Source organism: Methanosarcina sp. UBA411 (genome assembly GCF_002495725.1).
In the GTDB taxonomy this organism is placed as follows: domain Archaea; phylum Halobacteriota; class Methanosarcinia; order Methanosarcinales; family Methanosarcinaceae; genus Methanosarcina.
In genome coordinates this window covers 34,211-55,208 of sequence record NZ_DAGK01000012.1, presented here as the reverse complement: position 1 = coordinate 55,208, position 20,998 = coordinate 34,211, and the positions used below count along the sequence as shown (strand labels likewise).

Here is a 20,998-nt window from a genome sequence, read left to right as displayed (position 1 = left end):
TAATCATAACTTCAAAAAAGTATTGAAGGATTGCTAAACTTAGCATTTAAAGTGGTGTCAACAAAAATACCAAAAGGGATAACAGAAGAACATTTACAAGAATATAAATACGTTAAAACCGTAAAATATAGTATAATCAGGAACCCGAAGATGCTTGATCCATTCACTGTATCCCCCAATACAATCCTCTTCTAAGTTATGTTGCCCTAGGCATGCTTGCTTGAAGAGAGATCAGTTATCTCCAGGTGATTTTCTATGTGATAGATTTTTGTTTCCCTTCTCCTCTGAATTCTCAACTTTGTACTATACTAATATTTGTACTATATTATAGCCTAAATTATTTTAAATTAATTATACCAAAAATTGTATTTAAACAAAAAATTGTTTGATACATAAAATTTCAATCTAATTATGCAATTTTATAGTATTTTTGTTTTTTATAATTTTGTTATTTTCAATATAATTTAATTTTTCAACCTATTATAATTATATCATTATGTTTAAGTTTGAAATCAGAAGCAATCTTTCGCATCGGTTATGATATATATCTCCACGTCATTATAGGGGTACAGATTAAGAGTCATAGGGTTTCCTCTTAATCTTTGGGTTGGATCGCAGGTAGGGACTTGAGAATAGGGACTCAATACCCTACCATCTACTTCTTAACTGCTTTTTCATCTTGAATCTTGTTTTTAGCAGATAACTTTGAAACTTTAATACTTTTGAAATATTATTTCTGAACTACATTTACGGAACTAACTTTGAACGTTCACCTATCTTTATTGAGTAGTCCCTTTAATTCCACGATATTTTCCAGGATCTGCCCTTCAAACTTCTGTATCTTCTCAACTCTTATTTTGGGCAACCTTTTTAGAAAAGAGCTTGACTAAAAAATAGCTTCAATTTCGAGATTGTTAATGATTCCAATTGCTTCCTTCGCAAATGAAGATTTAGTAATAATAAACACGGCTTCCTTAATGTTCTGTGAGAAAAGCGTCTTCTCTCTATCGTGAATATTCTAAGTAATTAATTTTCAGTCAAGATTGTGTTGTTTGATTGTCTTATCAGAGTCTTTGCATGCTTGACATCATGATCTGTTTTTTGACTGATTCCCCATCCTAATATTACATTTTTATCTGTATCTATTGAATCTGTATCTATTGATATTGAAGTTTTCAGGAAGCTCCTTAGGAGTTTCCCTGTTCTTCTAGAATAATAATGACTTGCGTATGAACTCGTAAACCCGATTACATCGATTGCTATGATAGAAGCATCTTCTCCATGTGAATAAAACAACTTTAGGACTCTTGATAAATTAGGTTAAAAAATGAGGAGGAAATTTTGGATACAAACTTTTGAAGAGTAGTGTAATGAGAAATCTTATCAATGTCAAGTTTTTCCTTTATGTTGCTCATGAGACCAATAAGTTCTACAAATCATGATAGCCTGTACTTATATACTCCTTCAACAAAAAACAAGAGCAGGAAGCTGATGTTGAGTATAAACACGTTTAGAGTATTCGCAGGAGTAAAGGTTCAATCTTTCAGACTGGAACAGTTTTAAGACTAAGATCGATAAATCTAATAGACCTATTTGATGACAATAGTAATTGCTACTCGTTTTTTGTGGGGACAAAAAATAAGGAACAATTTTAAAAAGGTTATTTTTATATATTTTTGGATAAAAAAGAAATTTAAAGGATTTCTGGTGGTGCATTAGTAGCTGGTTGATATTTTGTCTTTGAGTGTTTTTTGCTTAGTTTCATCTGTTTTCTAAGCTTACCTGTGTACCGGAAATTGAGTGTGCATAAAGCAAAAAATGAGAGCGGGATGCTAATGTGTGAATACTATGGAAAATACCAACTGATTGTTGGTGGACCACCCAATCTTGATTAGGACAAGAAATATCAGTAAACTTTGGTTTTGCTCCTCGTTTCCCCATTAATATCTATTATGTAGATCTAATATAATAATAACTGAATATAATGAGCACCAGATTTTTTAAAGTTACTAATTCTATTGATAATCCTCTAAGTTTCAGACAAAGGCCTTCCTGAACTGATACGTCCCTAGAAGCACCATAATCCCGGCTCCTATAGCAAGACCTACGAGCCCCTGAACAGGTATCCCTCCTTCAAAAATAGTTCTTATGCTGTCTATTGCATAACTTACCGGATTGAGCTTTGCCAATATCCTTAACCAGGAGGGCATAACATCATAGGGCATAAGCGCACTGCTGGTGAAGAATAAAGGCATACTGATCATGCTGTTAACAGCCGAATAGCTGTCATGGTCACTTAAATACAACCCTATCATAGTAGAGAGAGCAGAGAAAAATACCGAAAACATGAACAGTGTAAGATATATCAGGAATATATGTACTGGGTTCAGGATTCTTACTCCGAAAACTGTAGCCATCAGGAAAATCACTGTTGCCTGCATCATGCCTCTGACACTGATAAAAAGAATTTTTCCGTACAGTATACTTTCTCTTGGAGAAGGCATGGCCAAGAACTTATTAAGAAATCCCAGTATTTTATCAAAAATCATAAGAGACCCACCCTGCAGGGAGGAAAAGAGCATGGTCATAACAAGGATGCCAGGCGTGATAAACTCAAGATAATTATCAGTAAACTTTGTGGGCAGGGCCAGCCCGACAAATACCAGCCAAGCTGCAGGCATTACTAGTGAGGAAATAACGGTTACCTTTCCTCTTAACCATTTTACAAGGTCCCTTTCAAAATAATAGAAGACTGCTCTCATTATCTTCGCCTCAGAAGGTTTCTAAACTGGGCTGAATTAAACCCTGCCTGTTCTTCAGGGGTTTTAACGTTCTCAAGAAAAACGTCATTAAGGGAGGCATCTTTCCCTATGGCGCTTACTAGGTTTTCAGGAGAGCCAACAACTGCAATTCTTCCTTTATCAATAATGGCAACCCTGTTACAGTATTTTTCAGCCTCTTCAAGGTAATGTGTTGTCATGAAGATGGTCATTCCTTCGGCCTTAAGCATTCTGATGTGCTCCCAGATCTTCTTTCTGCCACTCACATCCAGTCCAAGGGTGGGTTCGTCAAGAAACAGAACTTCAGGCTCATGCACAAGGGCCTGAGAAAGTTCAAGGCGCCGGCGCATTCCTCCAGAATAGGTTGCAACAAGATCATTTGCACGGTCTGAAAGTCCCATCATTTCAAGCACTTCTTCCACCTTTGAATCTCTGTCAGGGATACCATACAGTTTTGCATAAAGCTGTACATTTTCCCTGCCTGTGAGTTTTCGGTCAACTGCCATGTCCTGAGGAACATAGCTTATCCTTGACCTTACTTTTTTGGACTCTTTTACGATATCATACCCGCAGACTTTTGCAGTGCCACTGCTGGGTTTTAGTAGAGTTGTAAGCATCATAACGGTCGTACTTTTTCCTGCCCCATTGGGGCCAAGAAGGCCGAAAATCTCGTTTTCAACATCAAGATCCAGATTATCCACAGCAACTAGGTTTCCAAAGGATCGGGATAATTTTCGTATTTCTATCACAGGTATCCTCCTGCAATTGCATAAACAGGTCTTAAACCTGAAGTATAATAAACTCCGCTTGTATACATATTGTAAACAAGCTTTATGATCACAACACCTATGGCTGCAGAAACACAGACTGCAACCACTATCTTATCAAGGTTTGAAAACTCCAGCTTTTTGAGAGAGGTTCGGTCTATATTTGCCCGAAAAGCCCTACTCTGAACTGAAACTGCAAGGGTTCCGGTTCTCCTTACACAGTTTGCAAGAGTCGGAGTCAATATATTAAGTAATGTTTTTATGATTCCTGATCCGAACTTTTTCGGATTAAATCCCCTGAGCCGCTGGACTGTTATCACGGTAGTTACTTCGGTGATTATTATTGGTAAGAATCTAACTGCTGTGATCACCATAAACGCTACGCTGTAAGGAACCCTGAGCCCTACCAGACCGTTTAACATATCTCTTGAGTCCGTGGTCCAGCACATCAACAGTCCGAGAGAAAGGATTGAAGCCGATCTCAGACCCTGAATTGCGCCGTGATGGAGTCCCTCTTCGTATACGAACAGCCCGCCGCCTGTCAGCCAGCCCAGGATCGGGAAATCAGGATTTATTATGGTAAAAATTACAGTTCTCGGGAGTTGAGAATAAAAGAGAGCCTGTGAGTAAATAGTCCCCCATATCAAAAGTACGAGCAGTAGCACCAGGGTCTTAATTTTTATTGCCGGCATTCTTGCAAGTACGAATCCTGAGAGTACGATCAGAAAAAATAAAAACATCGTTTTCTGGTTATCCAGAGCCACAGTGACAAAAACTGCGGAAATAAGGATAAGGATCTTAGCCCTTGGATCCATCCTGTGAATAACCGTATCTTTAATTGTCGGTTCTGCAATTGATCTTGCACCTATCATCCGGCATATCCCCTTAACACTTTATTCTTTCAGCACTTTATTCCTTCAACAACTTATTCCTTCAGCACTTTATCCTTTCAACACTTCTGGAGGTCAGCGTTTTAACAAGTTCTTTAACTGAAAATGCGTTTACTCCAAGCCGATTGGCAATCTCAACAACCGGGGGCTGAGTAAGCGAGGCTTTCCTGAGGCTTTCAGTGTCTTTTATAACTTCTTTTCCTTTCCCGTCTGCTATTATCTGTCCCTCATTCATCACAAGGATTCTTGTAGCATAGGACATAGCTACCTCTATATCGTGTGTACAGAAAACCAGGGTCGAATTGTTATTTTTGAAAAAATCCATCATCTGTTCTATATTCACTCTATCCTGCCCTGTTGTGGGTTCATCGAGAAGAATGAGTTCGGGATTTATTGACAGCACGGAGGCAACGGCAGTTCTTAGTCTCTGCCCCCGGCTCAGGGCCTGAGGAAGATCCTGTTTTAGATGCAGAATTGACATGGCTTCAAGAGAGTTTCTTACCCTTTCCTCAATATTGCTGTATTTTAACTGAACAGGTCCAAACCTTGTTTCTTCCTCAGCTGAATCACAGAAGAGCATGAGGTCAGGGTTCTGGAATACAAATCCGACCTTACCTGCAAAGGAGTATGGGTTCTTGGACCTTGTATCCTCCCCAAAAACCTTCACACTTCCTTTGTCTGGTTTGAGAATGGCTGCAAAGTGTAAAAGCAGGGTTGATTTACCAGAGCCGTTCGTGCCCATAACCGCAACTCTCTCACCTTTATGGATTTCCAGATTTATCCCTTTCAGTACCATCAGTTTTTTCTCATAACCAGACCATAGATCCTGAATGGAAATAATAGAAGAATTGTTTTCAGAAGCATTATTTCCATAAGCATTATTTTCAATGGAATCATTTTCAATGGAATCTTTCCTTGAAATGTTTTTGGCATATGGATTTCCTTCTGGATTCAAAAGGAGTTGAGGGATTCCAGGCTTTTCTTTAAAATTTTCACTGTTCAGTACTGCAAGAGCTCCGCTGACACTCAATGGGCTGGCTTTGATCCCAAGGCTGTGGCAGAGTTCGACGGGTTCAGGAATTCGGAGCCCAAGTCTGTAAAAGACTTCAAGATGCTCAAAGGCTTTTGAGACAGGCTGATCAAAGACGATTTTTCCGTCGTCCATTATGACAATTCTGTCTACAAAGGGTGCAAGCTCGTGCAGTCTATGCTCAACCAGCAGGATAGTCGTTTTCAGTTTCCTGTTGAGTTCTCTTACCGTATTCAGGACATCATGCGTACCCATAGGATCCATCTGACTTACAGGCTCATCCATGGCAAGTACTTCAGGCGTCATTGCAAGCATACTTGCAATGCAGATTCTCTGTTTCTGTCCCCCGGAAAGTGAATTCGTGGAAGCCAGCCTGTGGCTGGACATCCCTACGATTTGCAGGGCTTCTTCTACCTTTTTATCGATTTCTTTTTGCTCAAAGCAGAGATTTTCAGGCCCAAAGGCTACTTCGTCTTCAACGGTTGTAGAAAAGATCTGGTCATCTGGGTTCTGAAACACAAGGCCTACTTCTTTCGAGATTTCCATCTGGTTTGAGTCGGTGGTTTCCAGCCCTCTGACTTTCACACTACCTGAAAATATCCCACCGGATTCATGAGGAATTATCCCGTTTAACGTTTTTAATAAAGTACTTTTTCCACACCCCGTAGGCCCTGTGAGGAGAACAAACTCTCCTTTTTCGACTCTAAGGTTGATTCCCTTTAAAGTCGGCTCCGATCTTCCTGGATAAGTGTACCAAAGATCTTTTATTTCTATCATTCTCCATCACAACCTTTTTGAAAAGACTGCTTGCCTGCAAGCCTTTTCAAAAAAGGCTTGAGCGAAAACGACGTGACGGCGTGATAAACCGGCGCAACGGTTGGGCTTGAACGAAAACCCCGAGTAACGGCGCAAGCCTTTCCAAAGGAAAAGCTGACCAAAGTTCGCGTCATTCTGCCACCTTTTTCAGTCTATTTCCAAGGCTTATTCCAAACCAGGTTCCTATGAAGGTGTAGAGGAATCCGTCGATCAAGATATTTGCGGCTATGTACCAGTCGCTGTAGAAAAGTCTGTAGAGGACCATCCAAACACTGAAGGACACATAGCCACCGACCATGTCAGCAAATCCGCAAAGAATCCCCATTCTGAACCTGTTATCTGGAGCTGGATTTTTACCGGTTATACCTCCAGCATACAACATAAGCTCCAGCATTATTGCGTTGACGGACAGCGTTATGAATGTTATAGGAGTGAAACTCCCTGTTATGAAACCCCCAAGTAAAAACCTGACCATCATAAAAAGGCTTATAACCCCGGGTTTTGGGATCAGAACCACAAGAGAGGCAATCAGCATGTAAAGGAGAATCTCATTGAAGAGTCCTGTGAACAAGAAACTGAATGGCCCGAAGATTGCATGGGATAATTCCCACAGAATGGTCATTGGCAGGTTTATCACTGTAAAGGAAACCGTGCCAAAAAGGGCAATCAGCACAAGGTTGCGGGTTTTAAACCTGTCCATTATTTTTCCGGGTCTTGAGAAAAAAAAGCCCAGAGCAGTAAGTCCGAGTAAAGAGGCAGTAAATGTAGTTACTATAGGTCCCCATCGCCTTGAGATTGCAGTAATTTTCTGATCTTTTGTTACTGCAATCCAGTCGCTGCCTGTGAGTTTTACTTTAACCCTGAGAAGGTAGTCTCCTCCCAACGCATCCTGAGATATATATAAAGGAAGGCTTATCAGCGAATTTGAGCCTGGAGAAAGGGTTACAGTGGCATAACACACTGTGTCTGCGTTCATTCCCATAATATCAGGTTTAAATGCTTTTACAGGCTCCCCGGTTTTTGTGTCAAGAATATCATATGTGACCATGACAGGAATTGTACTATTTCCGGTATTGGTAAGCTCTATCCCCATGAAGGTTGAAATGAGATCTTCTTTTTCTGTCTTGAGGTCTGTAACCTTCAGCAACTTTTTGAGTGCAGGGGAAGTTTCCTGGACAACCAGAGTGTTGGAGGGATGGCTTGGATCTCCATATCCGTCTTCATCTGACGGTATTATGATTTGGGATACTGAGACCTCATCTGCGACTTCTTCTTTTAAAGCAACTTTAAGCTGGGTTGTACGCACAATAGTATGTTTTGTGCCCTCTACCTCAATGACCGCTTTTGAAGTTATGGTGTAGGTTCCACAGGGCGTATCTGGAGGTATATAAAACTCAACAAGCCTGTACCAGTCATCATACTCGGTCTGAAGCGAAAATGTATGAACCGAAGGCTCATGAAGCACAAAACCCTCAGGTAAACCAAATTCCATTGTCACATTCATATTGCCGTCATAATAGCTTTCAAAAAAAAGGTATGCAGAGAGGGTACTTCCCCCGACTGCAATTCCATTCTCTTCTACACCATGCGGAACCTGAATTATAAACGTGGTCATATCTTCAGGTTTGAAGTCCTCCTGCTGAGGCTGTGCAGCTGCGGGCTGTACTATCAGCCCAAGTGCGAGGAAGAGAAGTGCAAAGGGGAGAAAAGCCAGGTTCTTCATTCCGCTACCTTTTTTCTTATTTGAGGATTTTTCGGATTTCCTGCATTTTCGCATTCCAGTCAGGGACATCTTCAAAACCAACTATGTCAACAGCCCCACCCTGAAATTCTCCTTCTCCGGCCAGTTCCTCCATCCAGCTCTCGATCTCGAGGTAGGATTTTTTCAGCTCTTCTAAGAGTTTGGGATCAGGGTTCCAGAGCCCTCTTGACTGTGCTTCAAGTAGCCGTCTGGACATTTCCTCCAGGGCATAGGGATTATTTTCCTCAAAGAAGCGGCGCATTTCTTCATCAAGCACGAAGGCCTTTGTGATATCATCAAAAATCCAGTCGTCCACTTCCTGGGTGGAGGCCTCCCAGCCATAGATCCTTCCGACTCTTTTTGAAATATCCTGTGCGCCTTTATATCCATGCTGTTTCATGCCTTCAATCCATTTCGGATTTAAGAGCCTAGCTCTTACCACCCTGCGCAATTCGTCAGCCATGTCCCGGACTTCAACGTGCTGAGGCTCTCTCGTGTCTCCAAAGTAAACCCTTACCTCTTTTCCAGAAGCCTGTTTGGCTGCGGCTGTAAGGCCCCCGTGCACCCCAAAGTAACAGCAGCATCCTAAAAGGTCGTATTCGTCACTTACCACTTTATTAAAGGTGGCATCAACAGTCTTAAGGCTTGAAGCAAGCTGTGTGTGGGCTTCCTTGCCTTTTACATCCTTTCCGTAGGCATACCCGTTCCAGTAAAGGAAGATATCTGCCAGGTCTTTTTCATCTTTCCAGGCACTTGCATAGACTGCAAGCTGAACCCCGGCCGAATAAGTCCCGGGCCTGCTTGAAAAGATCCTTAAAGTAGCATCCCTGGAATCCGCTCCTGCTTCAATCATCCGAAAGCTGTGTTTTCTTGGATAATTCATCTCCTCGGGTTCGTTAAGAGAAGCCACAGTCTGGATTGCTTCATCTATAACCTCAAGGCAGTTTGGAAAATTATCCCTCAGAATTCCGGAAATTCGGATCGTAACGTCTATTCTGGGCCTACCCAATTCTTCAAGGGGAATCACAGAAAACCCTTTCAGGTGTCCGTTACTGAGCCAGATCGGTTCAACCCCGAGCAGGCTCATAATCTGAGCCATGCCCTCTCCATCCGCCCACATTACATCGTTTGCCATCCAGTAAAATCCTACATTCTCAGGATACCTGCCTTCGTCTTTGATGTGCTTGTCAATCAGAACTCCTGAGAGCTGCTGTCCTACTCGCCAGGCAGCTTTTGTAGGAAGCTTTTTTGGGTCAAGGGAATAGAAATTCCTGCCTGTTGGCAATACATCATCTCTTCCGCGCATGATAAGACCTGAAGGGCCGGCAGGGATGTATCCTCCATCAAAGCCGTGAAGAAGAGCTTCAATTTCGAGGGAAGCGTCTATTCTGGATTCAAGGTCAAGAATTCTGTTGCAGATTGAAGCAGCATCCTGAAGAAATACTGAATTTATACTCAGATCTTTGATATTCTGCTCTTTGAAACTTTTTTCTTTGATATTCTGCTCTTCAAAACTTCCTTCTTTAAAAATTTCTTTAATTACCCAGGCTGGCTCTTTTTCAGGATTATTTATAAATGTCCTTATAAAATCTTTAGAAAAAGAATCAATTTCTTCAAGCCTCTGTCCATTTGATTCCCCGTTCTTGGAAATCCGGCTCTGGTCAGAGATCAGTTCATCAAGGTCAAGTTCCAGAAGTTCGGCAATCAATCTTCTAATCGAGATTTTGTTTCCCACACTTCCCTGGTCATCGTACCTTAAAATCGAGTTTATGAATTCAATTTTTTTCTCGCCTTCAGGAAGCTGTCCGAAGATATGCATCCCATTATGGATCTGGCTGTTCCTGATCTTTCCAAGAGCCTCATGTGCTCTTCTTATTATTTCTTCAAAAGGAGTCTGGTGATCGGCTTTTATCTCGGAATCAAAATTCGATTTTTTGATCTCGTCAAGGATCAGGTGCTTCAAGGCATGCTCCCGTCCCTTGTCGTGTTTCACCTGTTCGTATTCCCCAAGCAGCCTGTCAAGTTCGGCCAGGTTTTCATAAAGCCCTCCTGAGGTCATTACAGTCTGCATATGGTCTATCAGGCAAGCAAGGCTTCGGCGTTTGGCAATCGTGCCTTCAGGGGGATTGTCAGAATTATAAATATACAGATGAGGGATTGTCCCTATACTTATGTCAGGATAGCAGTCTCCTGAAAGCCCAACTCCTTTCCCGGGCAAGAACTCAAGATTCCCGTGGGTTCCCACATGTACGAGTACATCGGCTCTAAAAGTGTTTTCAAGATACCTGTAGGTCGCAAGGTACTGGTGGGTTGGCGGAACCTCAGGGTCGTGCAGGATCTTACAGACTTTTCCGTCACACTTTGCCCCTGCACATCCTCGCTTTGGCTGCACGCAGACCACAGTGTTTCCATACTGTACTCCTGTCACAACGATTTTTTTGTCATAAACCATTGCAGCAGGAATGCCGTTTACTTCTTCTCCGGGAGGGCTTCCCCAGCTTTCAATCACTCTTTGCCTTACCTTCGGGCTCAAGGTGTTGAAAAACTTCTCATATTCTTCTTTCTCTACAAAAGCTAGAACCCCGCCATTTTTCACTATCTCGTTAATGGGAGTCCATCTGAATTCGGAAATTGCTTTTCTCTTGAGGATGGTTTCAATAAGTTCTTTTCCGTCTTCAGGAGGATTGACGGCATAACCCGCTTCCTGCATCCTGTTCAGTATTCTTGCCACGCTTTCGAGAGAATCGAGATTTGCAGCATCCCCTACCGAACCTTCAACTCCTGTACAGGGCCTGTTGTGCAGAATAAAGGCAATTTTTCTCTGGTTGACCGGCTTTTTCCTGAGTTCAGTCCATTTCAAAATTCTGGACGCAAGTTTTGAGCAGCGATCTTCGATGGGAAAACGCCCCATATAATTTCCTTCTTTTTTGCCTGCTCCTATTATGATGGGCTCAATTCCGCCCTCAAACTCAGGGAGAGCCACACTCCATCCAATTTCCGTGTTTAGTCCCATTGATTCTTGCCATTGTTCAACAGTCATATAATGTGAAATTACAGGCTGGAAAACAGGGACGTCAAGCTTTTTCAGGACTTCTATGCCGTTTGCTGCGCAGGAGATATCTCTCTTTTCGGTTTTGTTGCTTGCAATAAAGAAAGGAGAGAGTTTTACAAGGCAATCTATAATGGACCTGCTGTTTTCTATGAAATAGTCCTCTATGACCTCATTCATGCCCCTACTGCCAAGTTCCTCGTCTTTTAAAGGATATGCAAAAACAGGGACAACTGATAGGTCGAGGTTTTCGAGCTTTTTTATCAAAGCCTTCTCTATCTCAAGTTCATTGTTTACCCAGGAAGTCCTGGAGATAAGCAGACCCACGGTTTTCTCTCTCAAAGGCCCGTACCAGTTGATATACTCTCTAAAGTTTGAGAAGGTCTCCTTTGCATCCGGGTGGTATATTCCATCCCATGGGATCTTTTCCGGAGGCTTTGCTTCAAGCTCAAATCCCAGAACTTCCTTTAAGAGGTAGCGCAGCATATTGGAAAAGTTTTCCTGCCCTCCATAAATTATGTAAGAAAAACAAGTAGCTGCAATCTCAAGTTTCACTGACGAGAGGGCAAATGCTGAGGGATCACTTCCTACACAGATTACAGGTATCCTCGCTTTTAATGGCTCAAGCTTTTCATAGAACTCTTCCCAGAAAGGATTTGAGATATAGTATATAAAGACGGCATCAGCATGTTCGCATGCAAGAAGCACTTTCTCTGCTTCTTCGGGATTTTCTTCCAGAAGCTTTGAGTAGTGGGCTTCAAGTTCTATGCCAAGATCATTGGCTGCTTTGAGGAGAATGGGAATGTAGGAGTTCCAGGTTATTGAAACAATTTTCATGTTTTTCCCCTCTCATGTAAGAATATGCACTTTATATTCTCCGAGTACAGTGCCGTCATCAAGCCTTGCAGGAACTTCCAAGGCTGCAATGTACCTGCCATCCGCGGAGATATCCGCAGATACCGTAAGCCCTTCGGTATTATAGCTCTGGACAAGTTTTGAGTTTGAGCCTCCGCTTTTTGATATGTCAAAAACATACACTCCGTGGACATTCCTGTCCTCGGTTACTAGGTTCTGGGCTATGGGAATAACGAGATACTTGTCATTCAGTGCACATTCCCCTGCATAGCCGTCAAGTCTCCATTTCCACAGCAGGTTTCCGTCAGTATCATAGGCAAAGAGACTGTTCCCATTGGGATGTTCTATAGGAGCCTCATTGTTCTTATCTTTGGAGAAGGTGCTGCCTATTGAGAAAATAAAGGTATTGTTGATAATATAGGCATAATTCGAACTGCCGTAAATGGGGACTCCGCTTACTAAAATCGGGGTTGAAATATTTGCCTGCCATTTTGCTTCCGGGACACCCGTTTCCATGATCTCGGAATTGTCAAATAAAAAGGCTCGTCCATCACTGGCCATTGTTATCAGTTTTTCCCCGTCAGGAGTAATCTGGGTACTGTACCAGATTGCAGAATAGTCGAAGAAGGGTTCAAGAGGTGGGATTGAGTAGTTCCAGTCCTCTTTTCCGGTATTTCCGTCCAGAACATGCACTGTCCCATCTTTCCATTTATTTCCTTCTGTGAAAGAGGTAGTGCCGAAGACAGCGTATTTTCCGTCAGGGGTAGTATCAATCCAGGTAACTCCAATGTCCATAAGTTCGGATTCAGGGAATTTCCAACGCATCTTGCCTTCGGGGTCAAAAGAGTAAATCCTGCCCAGGTACTTGTATTTCTCTCCTATGTAGCCGCAGGCTCGGCTGGCAGCAACATAGATATTCCCTTTTGAATCCAATTTCATTTTTTTCATGGCTGGCAAATGATCAAGGTCTGAGCCTAGGTCTTGCCCTGCTCCAAATTTCCAGATTTCCGCCCCATTTAAATCAAAACAATAGATAAAAGCATCAGGGCTCTCTTCTCCCACAATCAGGTTTTTACCGTCCTTTGAAAATTCTATATCGGCAATTCTTGCATCAGCTATGCCTTCAACAAGCTGTTTTTCCCAGACCTTTTCACCTGTTGTAAGTTCTATAAGTTTCAGGGAACCTCCATGAGTTCCAATGGCAAGGTATTTGCTGTCAGGAGAGAATTTTGTCACACCTTCGACATTTGCTGAGGTTTTATCGATAGGTCCGGGAGTTACATCCTCAAGTTCTATAGCGTACTCCTCTTTCAAAGCAGGTTTTTCAGGAGCATACACTTCCAGAGCGCTTTTTGCCCCGTTCCCTGTGGTTACTTCAAACTTATATTGAGTCTTAGGTTCCCAGTCAAAAGCTGCAAAGACCTGGCTCTCTTTTTTTTCAATATCTATCGATTCTGTCGAGCTATTGGCAGAAGAAATTTTTACTTGTGATATGTCTGCCTCTTCTTTTAAAGTAATCAGGGCTCCGGTCCTGGAAAATACTATGGAATCTATGGGTACTCCAGCCTTGGAATTACTACTTTCCTCTATGCCCTGGACACCTTCGGAAGCCTGAGCAACTGTACTGTTCTCGGACTCCTGGCTTTTTTCAGTGCACCCGGAAGTGATTAAAGTCAAAATAAGCAGGACTATCAAAATTTTCCATTTCATTTTCTCACCTGACAATTATTAACCTGTGTTTTCCAATTACATCCCCATTTTCAAGCTTAAGAGGGGCTTCAACTGCAGCAACTGTGCAGTAGGAAGAAATCGCAGCATCTACAATAACGCCCTCGGTATTATATCTCCAAATTAACCTTGAATTTCCGTTTCCGGATTTCTGGTTGTCAAAAACATGAATTCCATGAACCTGAGTATTACCTGAGGACGAATCTTTCCCGACTGGCAGGACAAAGAATCTCGTGTCTGGAGAAAAGAAAATCCCTGCACAGCGTCCTCCAAGGGAATAAGTCCAGGAAGTATCTCCTTTCTCAACATCACTTGATACAAGAGTATTCTCAAGGGGATGTACTATCGATATGTCGCCGGGATAATACGCAGGAAGTGTGGCTCCTGTAAGGTAAAGTGTTTCATTTTTACTGGAGACTTTTGCTTCTTCCCCATAGGTATAGATGTAACTTCCCTCTATCTCTTCTGGAACTGTCACATTGGATTGCCATTCCTCGGTTTCCCATGCTGTCCTCCAGTCGTCTCCTGGTTTTTTCATATCCCATGATGTTCTTCCGTCTCCGGGTTTTATCATCTCGGAATCATAAAATAGGTATTTTCTTCCATCCCCTGTATAGGCAGTTACCATGGACCCATCATCTGAGATATCAAGCCCGTGCCAAATGGCTGCAGAAACAAAGTAAGGCTTAAGAGGTGGAATTTCGTATTTCCAGCGGAGATTTCCGCTGTCATCCACGGAGTAGACGACGGCATCAAGTTCAAGGGAATTTGTCCAGTCCCCGGTTGAAAAAACCACATTTTTTCCGTCCTGGCTTGAATCAATCCAGTTTACACTCCGGGCATAATTTTCACTTGCCGGCAGTTTCCAGGAAAGAGTGCCATCCTGGTTGAACCTGTAAACCCTTGAAGCCAGCCCATATCCGGATTCTTTCCAGTATCTGCCTGCTGCAATGTACACAGCATTATCAGCAGCCGTTATTTTGTATGTGCAAGGTTGATATTTTGGGTTCTCACTGGTTCCCAGGTCATCGGCGCTTCTATAGCTGTGAATTTCAGTCCCTGTGCCAGCATCCAGGGAATAAATGTATCCATCGGCACTCCTTTCCCCTACAAGGATATACTTCCCATCTTTCGAGAACGAAATATCTGAAACATTTCCGCTTAAGGTCTTTTTCCATAGCGGATTTTTGCCTGACACATCAATAACTGCCAGGTTTTTTCCGGTCCCGACAGCTACATACTTTCCGTCATGTGAATACGCCACACAGTCCTGGATATTCGATCTTCCTTCACTGAGATTTTCCGGGCTTATATCTCCAAGTTCATACTCCCAGTAACGGTAAGGAGAAGCTTTCTCAGAGGAAGTTATATTCTCCTGGCTCAGGGAATTGCTTGCCTGATCACTCTCGCTATTGCCTGCCTGAACCTCTTCACTTTTTGAGATCTCACCACTACTGTTATCCTCCTTTTCATCGGAGGCTACGATATGTGAAGATGTACATCCCGAACAGACCAGAAAAATAAATGAAAATATAATTACCAGCACAAAACTACTCTTCTTCATTTTCATACTCCTTTTCAGGCTCCTTTGATTGCCTTTTATCATTGCCCGTATATCTTCAGGTCTGAGATCCTCAAAATATTCTGATGTTGCGTACTGTTGTCTCCAAAACCTGCACTCATTTTTTCAATCTTTATATTTTCAGCAGGCCCGCAGTATTTTTCATAATCTTCAACGAGATCTCTTTCAACTGTATTCATCGGAATTCCTGAGATTACAACAGATGGTGAAAAGCGCCGTCTGTTTTCCTGATCTCGATAATATTCGCCTTCAGATTGAGGATTCATGCTCCCTGCTGCAACATAATAAATGGATTTGTGATCACTGAAGGTCACTTTTAACCAGAGACTGAATTTATCCAGATCCTGTCCGTTCCAGTTCCAGGAAATTTTTCCTGGAGATACACTCACATTTTTACTCCAGATCCCTTCTCCTGTCTGTGCTGAATTTGTTGTATCAAGATACAGTGCCCCGTCTTTGCATTCAAGAAGCTCTCCTTCAAAATTACAATTTTCAAAGTCTTCCTGATACACAGTTTTTTTCTCTGGCACGGTTTGAGAATAAATTACCAAGCCTGTGAGGCTCAGGACTATAAATCCGAATAGTACAGTCTTTCTGGAAATCATAATTGACCCATATAAGAGGTGATTAATAAATATTTCGAAAATATTCTTTATTAATCACATATAGTAATAATAAAATAAAAATTATGGCTACTATATCTAAGCAAATTTCCTTTTGATAATAAGTTTATCTACTTTTATTTTCATTTCCAAAATTAGTTCGTTTTGAGGTATTTTTCCAAATTTCGTCATCAATAGTGCCAATTATTTACCTTATTTCGACCTCGTAATATAAAGAATCAACCTTATTTACTTTGTGTTCACTCCGATTTCAAGGCCTTTTTAAAAATATATTAATTGGATATATATTTCAAAAAACGAAATTAATATATATTGCTACAATATTTTTAACTTTTATGACTATTCGTGATAAAAAAATCAGAATTTCTATCAATTTTTATATTATTTTGCTTATTTCAATGCTTATAATTGCTATCACTCCTGTGGAATGTGCTATTGAACAGCGAGGGCCCTTAATAAATATTACAGCCGGAGAGCATACAATACTCAATGGGGAAAATTGTCCGGGATTTTACTATTCGACCTCTACTGGCACATACTATGAGTCGCTGGAACTTTATTTCTCTGAAGATGGGCTTATTGAGATCGGAGATGCAACGTATACCTCAAAAATCACCTCTGGTTCAACTGGCTTTTTCGGAAAGAAATACAGGGTTTTTGAAGATGGATTGATCAGTGAAAATCTGATAAGTTTCGGAAGTCGGGATCTTCAGCGGGGAAATGATTACGATCTCGGGAACGGTTACAAGCTGGTGCTGCAGGGAATAAACAATGATTCTGCTCTTCTTGAGCTTCAGAAAGATTCTCTTCCTGTTACCAGCAAATCCCTTAATGAAGGCTCAAAATTTAATTTCACAGATAAAATAAACGGCGCCGAGTATGTGATTCTAGAAGGAACTCTTAAACAGGTTCTTGACAGCAAGGATCCAATTGTGAGTCTTACAAGCGTAAATCAGTATTCGACTGCACCTATCAAAATCAACGTTGGGGACAAGTATGGAAATTTTGAGGTCACTGAGGTTACAGGTGAAAAGATCGAATTTAAAAATAGAGTGCCTATCCGAATGAGCCATGGAGATTATGTAACAATTCTTGAAAATTTGATTGATTTCAGAGTGGCTGATAATGTCTATAAGGTATGTTCTTACAATATGACTAAAGATGTTATCAAGTCATATCAAATAAAAGGCACATCTTTAACTGTAGATCGTTCGGACTCTTCTCCGGATTCCTGCGTCTGGACAGCTGATTCTTTTGGTATGCTATATTATGATCTTGAAAACGATTTCAGTACAGAAAGACTTGAACTTAACCTTGATGCCGAAAAGGACTGGATTCCGAAAGGCGGTCTGGTTTATGAATCTTCACCTGTCAGGATTCCATACCAAAACCCGGAGATGAAGGATTATGGAGAAAACGCTTTTGATGGCGGATATTCTGCGCTTGGGTGGGATGGAGAGAAGTATGCATGGCTTGGAAACGAGCAGGGAATTGTTAACATCCTCATGGATGATGACAATGACAGACGTCTCTACTCCGGTGAAGAATGGGATCTTGGAGAAGGGTACACCCTGAAAGTAGATGGTATAGAATCAGATAAAGTCTACCTGACGGTTTTGAGAAACAATGTTGCGGTTCACTCAAGCATAATCTCTCCAGGAAATTCGGCTGATCTTGGTACACATACTCTCCTGTATAAAAAAACCATTAATGGTATTGAAATTCCCCTCTTTTCCGTATATGTGGATAAGGTCCTAGAAGGAAAAGAAAACTCAGGTGTAGCTCTAAAATATCCTCTACACTTTTCTGAAAGCCCTCTTGAAATAAAGCTCGGAAAAATGTTCGGGGCACTTACGGTTGTTGAAACCTCCCCTAATATCCGGCTTGAAAATGAAAATGCTCTCAACTTTGGTTCTAATCTCGAGGTCACAGAAGAAATTCACCTTGGCTCTTTTGAAAAGAAGACAGGAGGGAATCTCAATGTTACTTTTTTCCCATTCATGAATAAGGTGGAAAAAGTGGATTCTGTTCTTCCTACAACCACTCAGTGGACTATTCCGGTTATGAGTGTTGAGGAATACCTTCTCGGAAACTGAAAGATATACTGAGGTTAAATTATGAAAAACCATAACATTACTATTTACCCTTTTACTGCAATAGTCGGGCAGGAGAAAATGAAGAAAGCCCTGATCTTGAATGCTATTAATCCGAAAGTAGGAGGGGTTCTGATCAGGGGTGAAAAAGGTACTGCTAAGTCAACTGCTGTCCGGGCACTCGCCAATCTTCTGCCTGAAATCGAGGTAGTTGAAGGCTGTAAATTCCGCTGTAATCCTCATGATACAAATACAATGTGTGAAGAATGCCTGGAAAGAGTGAAATTAGGAACTCTCAAAATCTCTTTTGAGAAAATGAGAGTTACGGATCTACCTGTAAGTGCTACCGAAGATCGGGTTGTAGGAACTCTTGATATCGAGCATGCAATCAAGAAGGGAGAAAAACGCTTTGAGCCTGGTGTACTTGCCCATGCGCACAGGGGTATTCTGTACGTGGATGAGATTAATCTTCTGGATGACCATCTTGTAGATGTGCTCCTCGACTCTGCAGCAATGGGAGTAAACACTGTTGAAAGAGAGGGAATTTCCTTTTCCCACCCTGCGAATTTTGTGCTTGTAGGCACCATGAACCCTGAAGAAGGGGAGCTTCGACCCCAGTTGCTTGATCGTTTCGGTTTATGCGTAGATATAAAGGGAATTATGGATGTAGCCAGACGAGTGGAACTTATTAAATACAGGCTCAGCTATGAGAATGATCCTGAAGCTTTTGCAGCAGACTGGCAGGCCACAGAGTCCGAACTGTGCGGACAGATTCTTCTGGCTCAGAAATTACTTTCTGAAGTGAGGATCTCAGATGACATGCTTGAATTAATCAGCCAAATCTGTGTTGATATGGGGGTCGATGGGCACAGAGCCGACATTACAATGATGAAAACCTCAATCACGCTTGCGGCTTTCAACGGGAGGACTGAGGTGCTTGAAGAGGATGTAAAAGAAGCTGCGGAATTAGTCCTCCCTCACCGTATGCGCAGAAAGCCTTTTGATAACCCTTCTGACAAGCAGGATAAACTGAATGAGAGCCTCGAAAAACAGAGAGAAAAGCAAAAGCAAAAAGAAAAAGAAAAGGAAAAAAACAAAAGCAAACCGCAAAAAAAAGAGCATAACGAGCATTCAGAGAAAGCACAGGCCCAGCCCGAAGATCAGAAGTCGGATTCCTCACAGGATAGCACCAGAGAACAGCCCGATGCTTCCTCAGAAACAATTTTTGCAACAGGGGAAAGTTATCAGATAAAGCAGTTGTCACCCGATTTTCGTAGAAATAAGCGAAAGGGATCAGGTCGGCGTAGCAAAACCCTGACAAAATCCAAACAGGGCAGGTATATAAAGAGCAAGATTCCCGAGGAAAAAACCACGGATCTTGCTTTTGATGCCACCCTGAGGGCAGCTGCGCCTTACCAGCTTATAAGGGAAAAAAACGGAAACTCCATAACAATTCACGACTCGGATTTTCGAAAAAAAATCCGAGAGAAAAAGATAGGCAACCTTGTACTCTTCATTGTGGATGCCAGTGGTTCTATGGGGGCTCAGCAGCGAATGGTAGCCTCTAAAGGTGCAGTACTTTCAATGCTGATGGACGCCTACCAGAAGCGTGACAAGGTCGGACTTATTGCTTTTAAGGGCGCAGGGGCAGAGCTAGTGCTTCCGCCAACCTCCAGTGTAGAAATGGCACAAAAGTATCTGGAGGAGCTGCCAACTGGAGGAAAGACTCCCCTTTCCCATGGGCTGATGAAAGGCTATGAAACCATACAGGCAGAACTCCGCCGCGATCCTGATACCTGTCCTTTTATGGTTTTGATCTCTGACGGAAGGGCAAATGTCAGTATGAATGGAGAATCTCCTATCCAGGAGACGAAAACAATAGCTTCTATGTTCCGAAAGGAATGCATACAATCGGCAGTTATTGATACGGAAAGCAGCATGATTAAGTTCGGGCTTGCTCAGGAAATTTCCAGTGCTCTTGGAGCCAGATATCTTGCACTTGAGAACCTAAAGGCAGATTCAATAATTGAAGCTGTTCGATCTTCAACTCCTTTCAATCTTTAATTATTTTAGAAAAGCAATTTTAATTTTTAGAATCAGCTCTTCAAGTATTTCGGTTCCTGATACTGTTTTGGTCGTGAATTCGTTACTAGTTGATATTTTGCCTTTGAGTATTTTTGCTTAATGGCTGTTTTCTAAGCTTACCTGTGTATTATGAAATGCATAGGTGAGAAGAGGAAGATTTACTTCCACCTCCATTTTTTTGATTCAGCAGTTAACAGGCATAAACAGTAGTTATGATAAGCAAGGAAAGATATAAAGCTGAAGAATTATTTTAGCCAATATATAAGAAACGTAAATTATAGAGCATCAACATGGTAGATCAAAGCTATCTCATCGATTTATTTTTGCATCTGGACGCTCATATAAGCGAAATAACAAACGAGTACGGTTTATTAACATATTTACTGTTATTCGCTATTATTTTTTGTGAAACAGGTCTGGTGATAACTCCTTTCTTACCGGGTGATTCTCTCATTTTTGCAACCGGAGCTCTGGCTGCCAGTGGCTCATTCAACTTATTTACTTTATTAGTTGTATTATGTCTTGCAGCCGTTGCAGGAGATACTGTCAATTATCATACAGGTCAATTCTTAGGAAATAGAGTAATAAGTAATGAAAATATACGGTTTATTAAAAAGGAACAACTTGACCGTACACATTTATTTTTTGAAAAGTATGGGGTGAAAGCAATAATTCTAGCTCGCTTTATCCCCGTTATCCGTACCTTTGCGCCGTTTGTAGCAGGAATTGGAACAATGCCCTATTCGACATTCATTGTCTACAATATCATTGGGGGAGTTTTATGGGTAATGTCGTTCCTTTTTGGAGGATACTTTTTTGGGAATTTGATAGTTGTAAAGAATAACTTCAGCTTTTTAACAGTTGGAGTAATTATTGCTTTATTAATTCCAGGCATTATTGCATATATTCAGAGTAAACGTGACCCAAAAGGCACATGATGGAGTGAAGACCTGCCAAAG

At 41.6% G+C, this 20,998-nt stretch carries 13 protein-coding genes; 3 read left to right on the top strand and 10 right to left on the bottom strand.

Going from position 1 to position 20,998, the window contains the following annotated elements; translation table 11 throughout:
* Window positions 1–2,036: 2,036 nt before the first annotated feature.
* The 10 genes from BP861_RS03955 to BP861_RS03910 all read right to left on the bottom strand — a co-directional run bounded on the left by BP861_RS03955 (window position 2,037) and on the right by BP861_RS03910 (window position 15,843).
* Window positions 2,037–2,762 (bottom strand): ABC transporter permease, encoded by a 726-nt coding sequence (locus BP861_RS03955; protein ID WP_292372803.1) that lies wholly within the window; start codon window positions 2,760–2,762, stop codon window positions 2,037–2,039.
* Window positions 2,762–3,529 carry an ABC transporter ATP-binding protein gene (locus BP861_RS03950; RefSeq protein WP_292372802.1) on the bottom strand — a complete coding sequence of 256 codons (768 nt, stop codon included), beginning with the start codon at window positions 3,527–3,529 and terminating at the stop codon, window positions 2,762–2,764. Before BP861_RS03950 ends, BP861_RS03955 begins: the two co-directional genes overlap by 1 nt.
* The gene (locus BP861_RS03945; RefSeq protein ID WP_292372800.1) at window positions 3,526–4,419 is read right to left on the bottom strand and encodes an energy-coupling factor transporter transmembrane component T family protein; all 894 of its coding nucleotides are present in this window, start codon (window positions 4,417–4,419) and stop codon (window positions 3,526–3,528) included. Before BP861_RS03945 ends, BP861_RS03950 begins: the two co-directional genes overlap by 4 nt.
* 61 nt (window positions 4,420–4,480) lie before the next feature.
* Window positions 4,481–6,244, bottom strand: a complete 1,764-nt coding sequence (locus tag BP861_RS03940) for an ABC transporter ATP-binding protein (RefSeq protein WP_292372798.1) — start codon at window positions 6,242–6,244, stop codon at window positions 4,481–4,483.
* The gene (locus BP861_RS03935) at window positions 6,241–6,417 is read right to left on the bottom strand and encodes a hypothetical protein (protein ID WP_292372796.1); all 177 of its coding nucleotides are present in this window, start codon (window positions 6,415–6,417) and stop codon (window positions 6,241–6,243) included. The genes BP861_RS03940 and BP861_RS03935 overlap by 4 nt, the downstream gene beginning before the upstream one ends.
* Window positions 6,414–8,087: a hypothetical protein gene (locus BP861_RS03930; RefSeq protein ID WP_292372795.1), complete on the bottom strand. Its 1,674-nt coding sequence runs from the start codon at window positions 8,085–8,087 to the stop codon at window positions 6,414–6,416. The genes BP861_RS03935 and BP861_RS03930 overlap by 4 nt, the downstream gene beginning before the upstream one ends.
* Window positions 8,023–11,910 (bottom strand): cobaltochelatase subunit CobN, encoded by a 3,888-nt coding sequence (cobN, locus tag BP861_RS03925; protein ID WP_292372793.1) that lies wholly within the window; start codon window positions 11,908–11,910, stop codon window positions 8,023–8,025. Before cobN ends, BP861_RS03930 begins: the two co-directional genes overlap by 65 nt.
* A 12-nt stretch (window positions 11,911–11,922) precedes the next feature.
* On the bottom strand, window positions 11,923–13,638 hold the full coding sequence (locus BP861_RS03920) for a WD40 repeat domain-containing protein (protein WP_292372791.1): 1,716 nt from the start codon (window positions 13,636–13,638) through the stop codon (window positions 11,923–11,925).
* Between the two features lie 4 nt (window positions 13,639–13,642).
* On the bottom strand, window positions 13,643–15,220 hold the full coding sequence (locus BP861_RS03915) for a WD40 repeat domain-containing protein (protein WP_292372789.1): 1,578 nt from the start codon (window positions 15,218–15,220) through the stop codon (window positions 13,643–13,645).
* A gap of 38 nt (window positions 15,221–15,258) precedes the next feature.
* On the bottom strand, window positions 15,259–15,843 hold the full coding sequence (locus tag BP861_RS03910; protein ID WP_292372787.1) for a hypothetical protein: 585 nt from the start codon (window positions 15,841–15,843) through the stop codon (window positions 15,259–15,261).
* A 416-nt stretch (window positions 15,844–16,259) separates the two neighbouring features.
* Here BP861_RS03910 and BP861_RS03905 point away from each other — a divergent pair, with 416 nt between their 5' ends.
* The 3 genes from BP861_RS03905 (at window position 16,260) to BP861_RS03895 (ending at window position 20,977) form a co-directional block, all read left to right on the top strand.
* Complete coding sequence (locus tag BP861_RS03905; protein WP_292372785.1) at window positions 16,260–17,957, top strand: S-layer protein domain-containing protein; 1,698 nt, start codon at window positions 16,260–16,262, stop codon at window positions 17,955–17,957.
* A gap of 21 nt (window positions 17,958–17,978) precedes the next feature.
* Window positions 17,979–20,018: a putative cobaltochelatase gene (locus tag BP861_RS03900; RefSeq protein ID WP_292372783.1), complete on the top strand. Its 2,040-nt coding sequence runs from the start codon at window positions 17,979–17,981 to the stop codon at window positions 20,016–20,018.
* 311 nt (window positions 20,019–20,329) lie between these two features.
* Window positions 20,330–20,977, top strand: a complete 648-nt coding sequence (locus BP861_RS03895; protein WP_292372781.1) for a DedA family protein — start codon at window positions 20,330–20,332, stop codon at window positions 20,975–20,977.
* Window positions 20,978–20,998 lie beyond the last annotated feature (21 nt).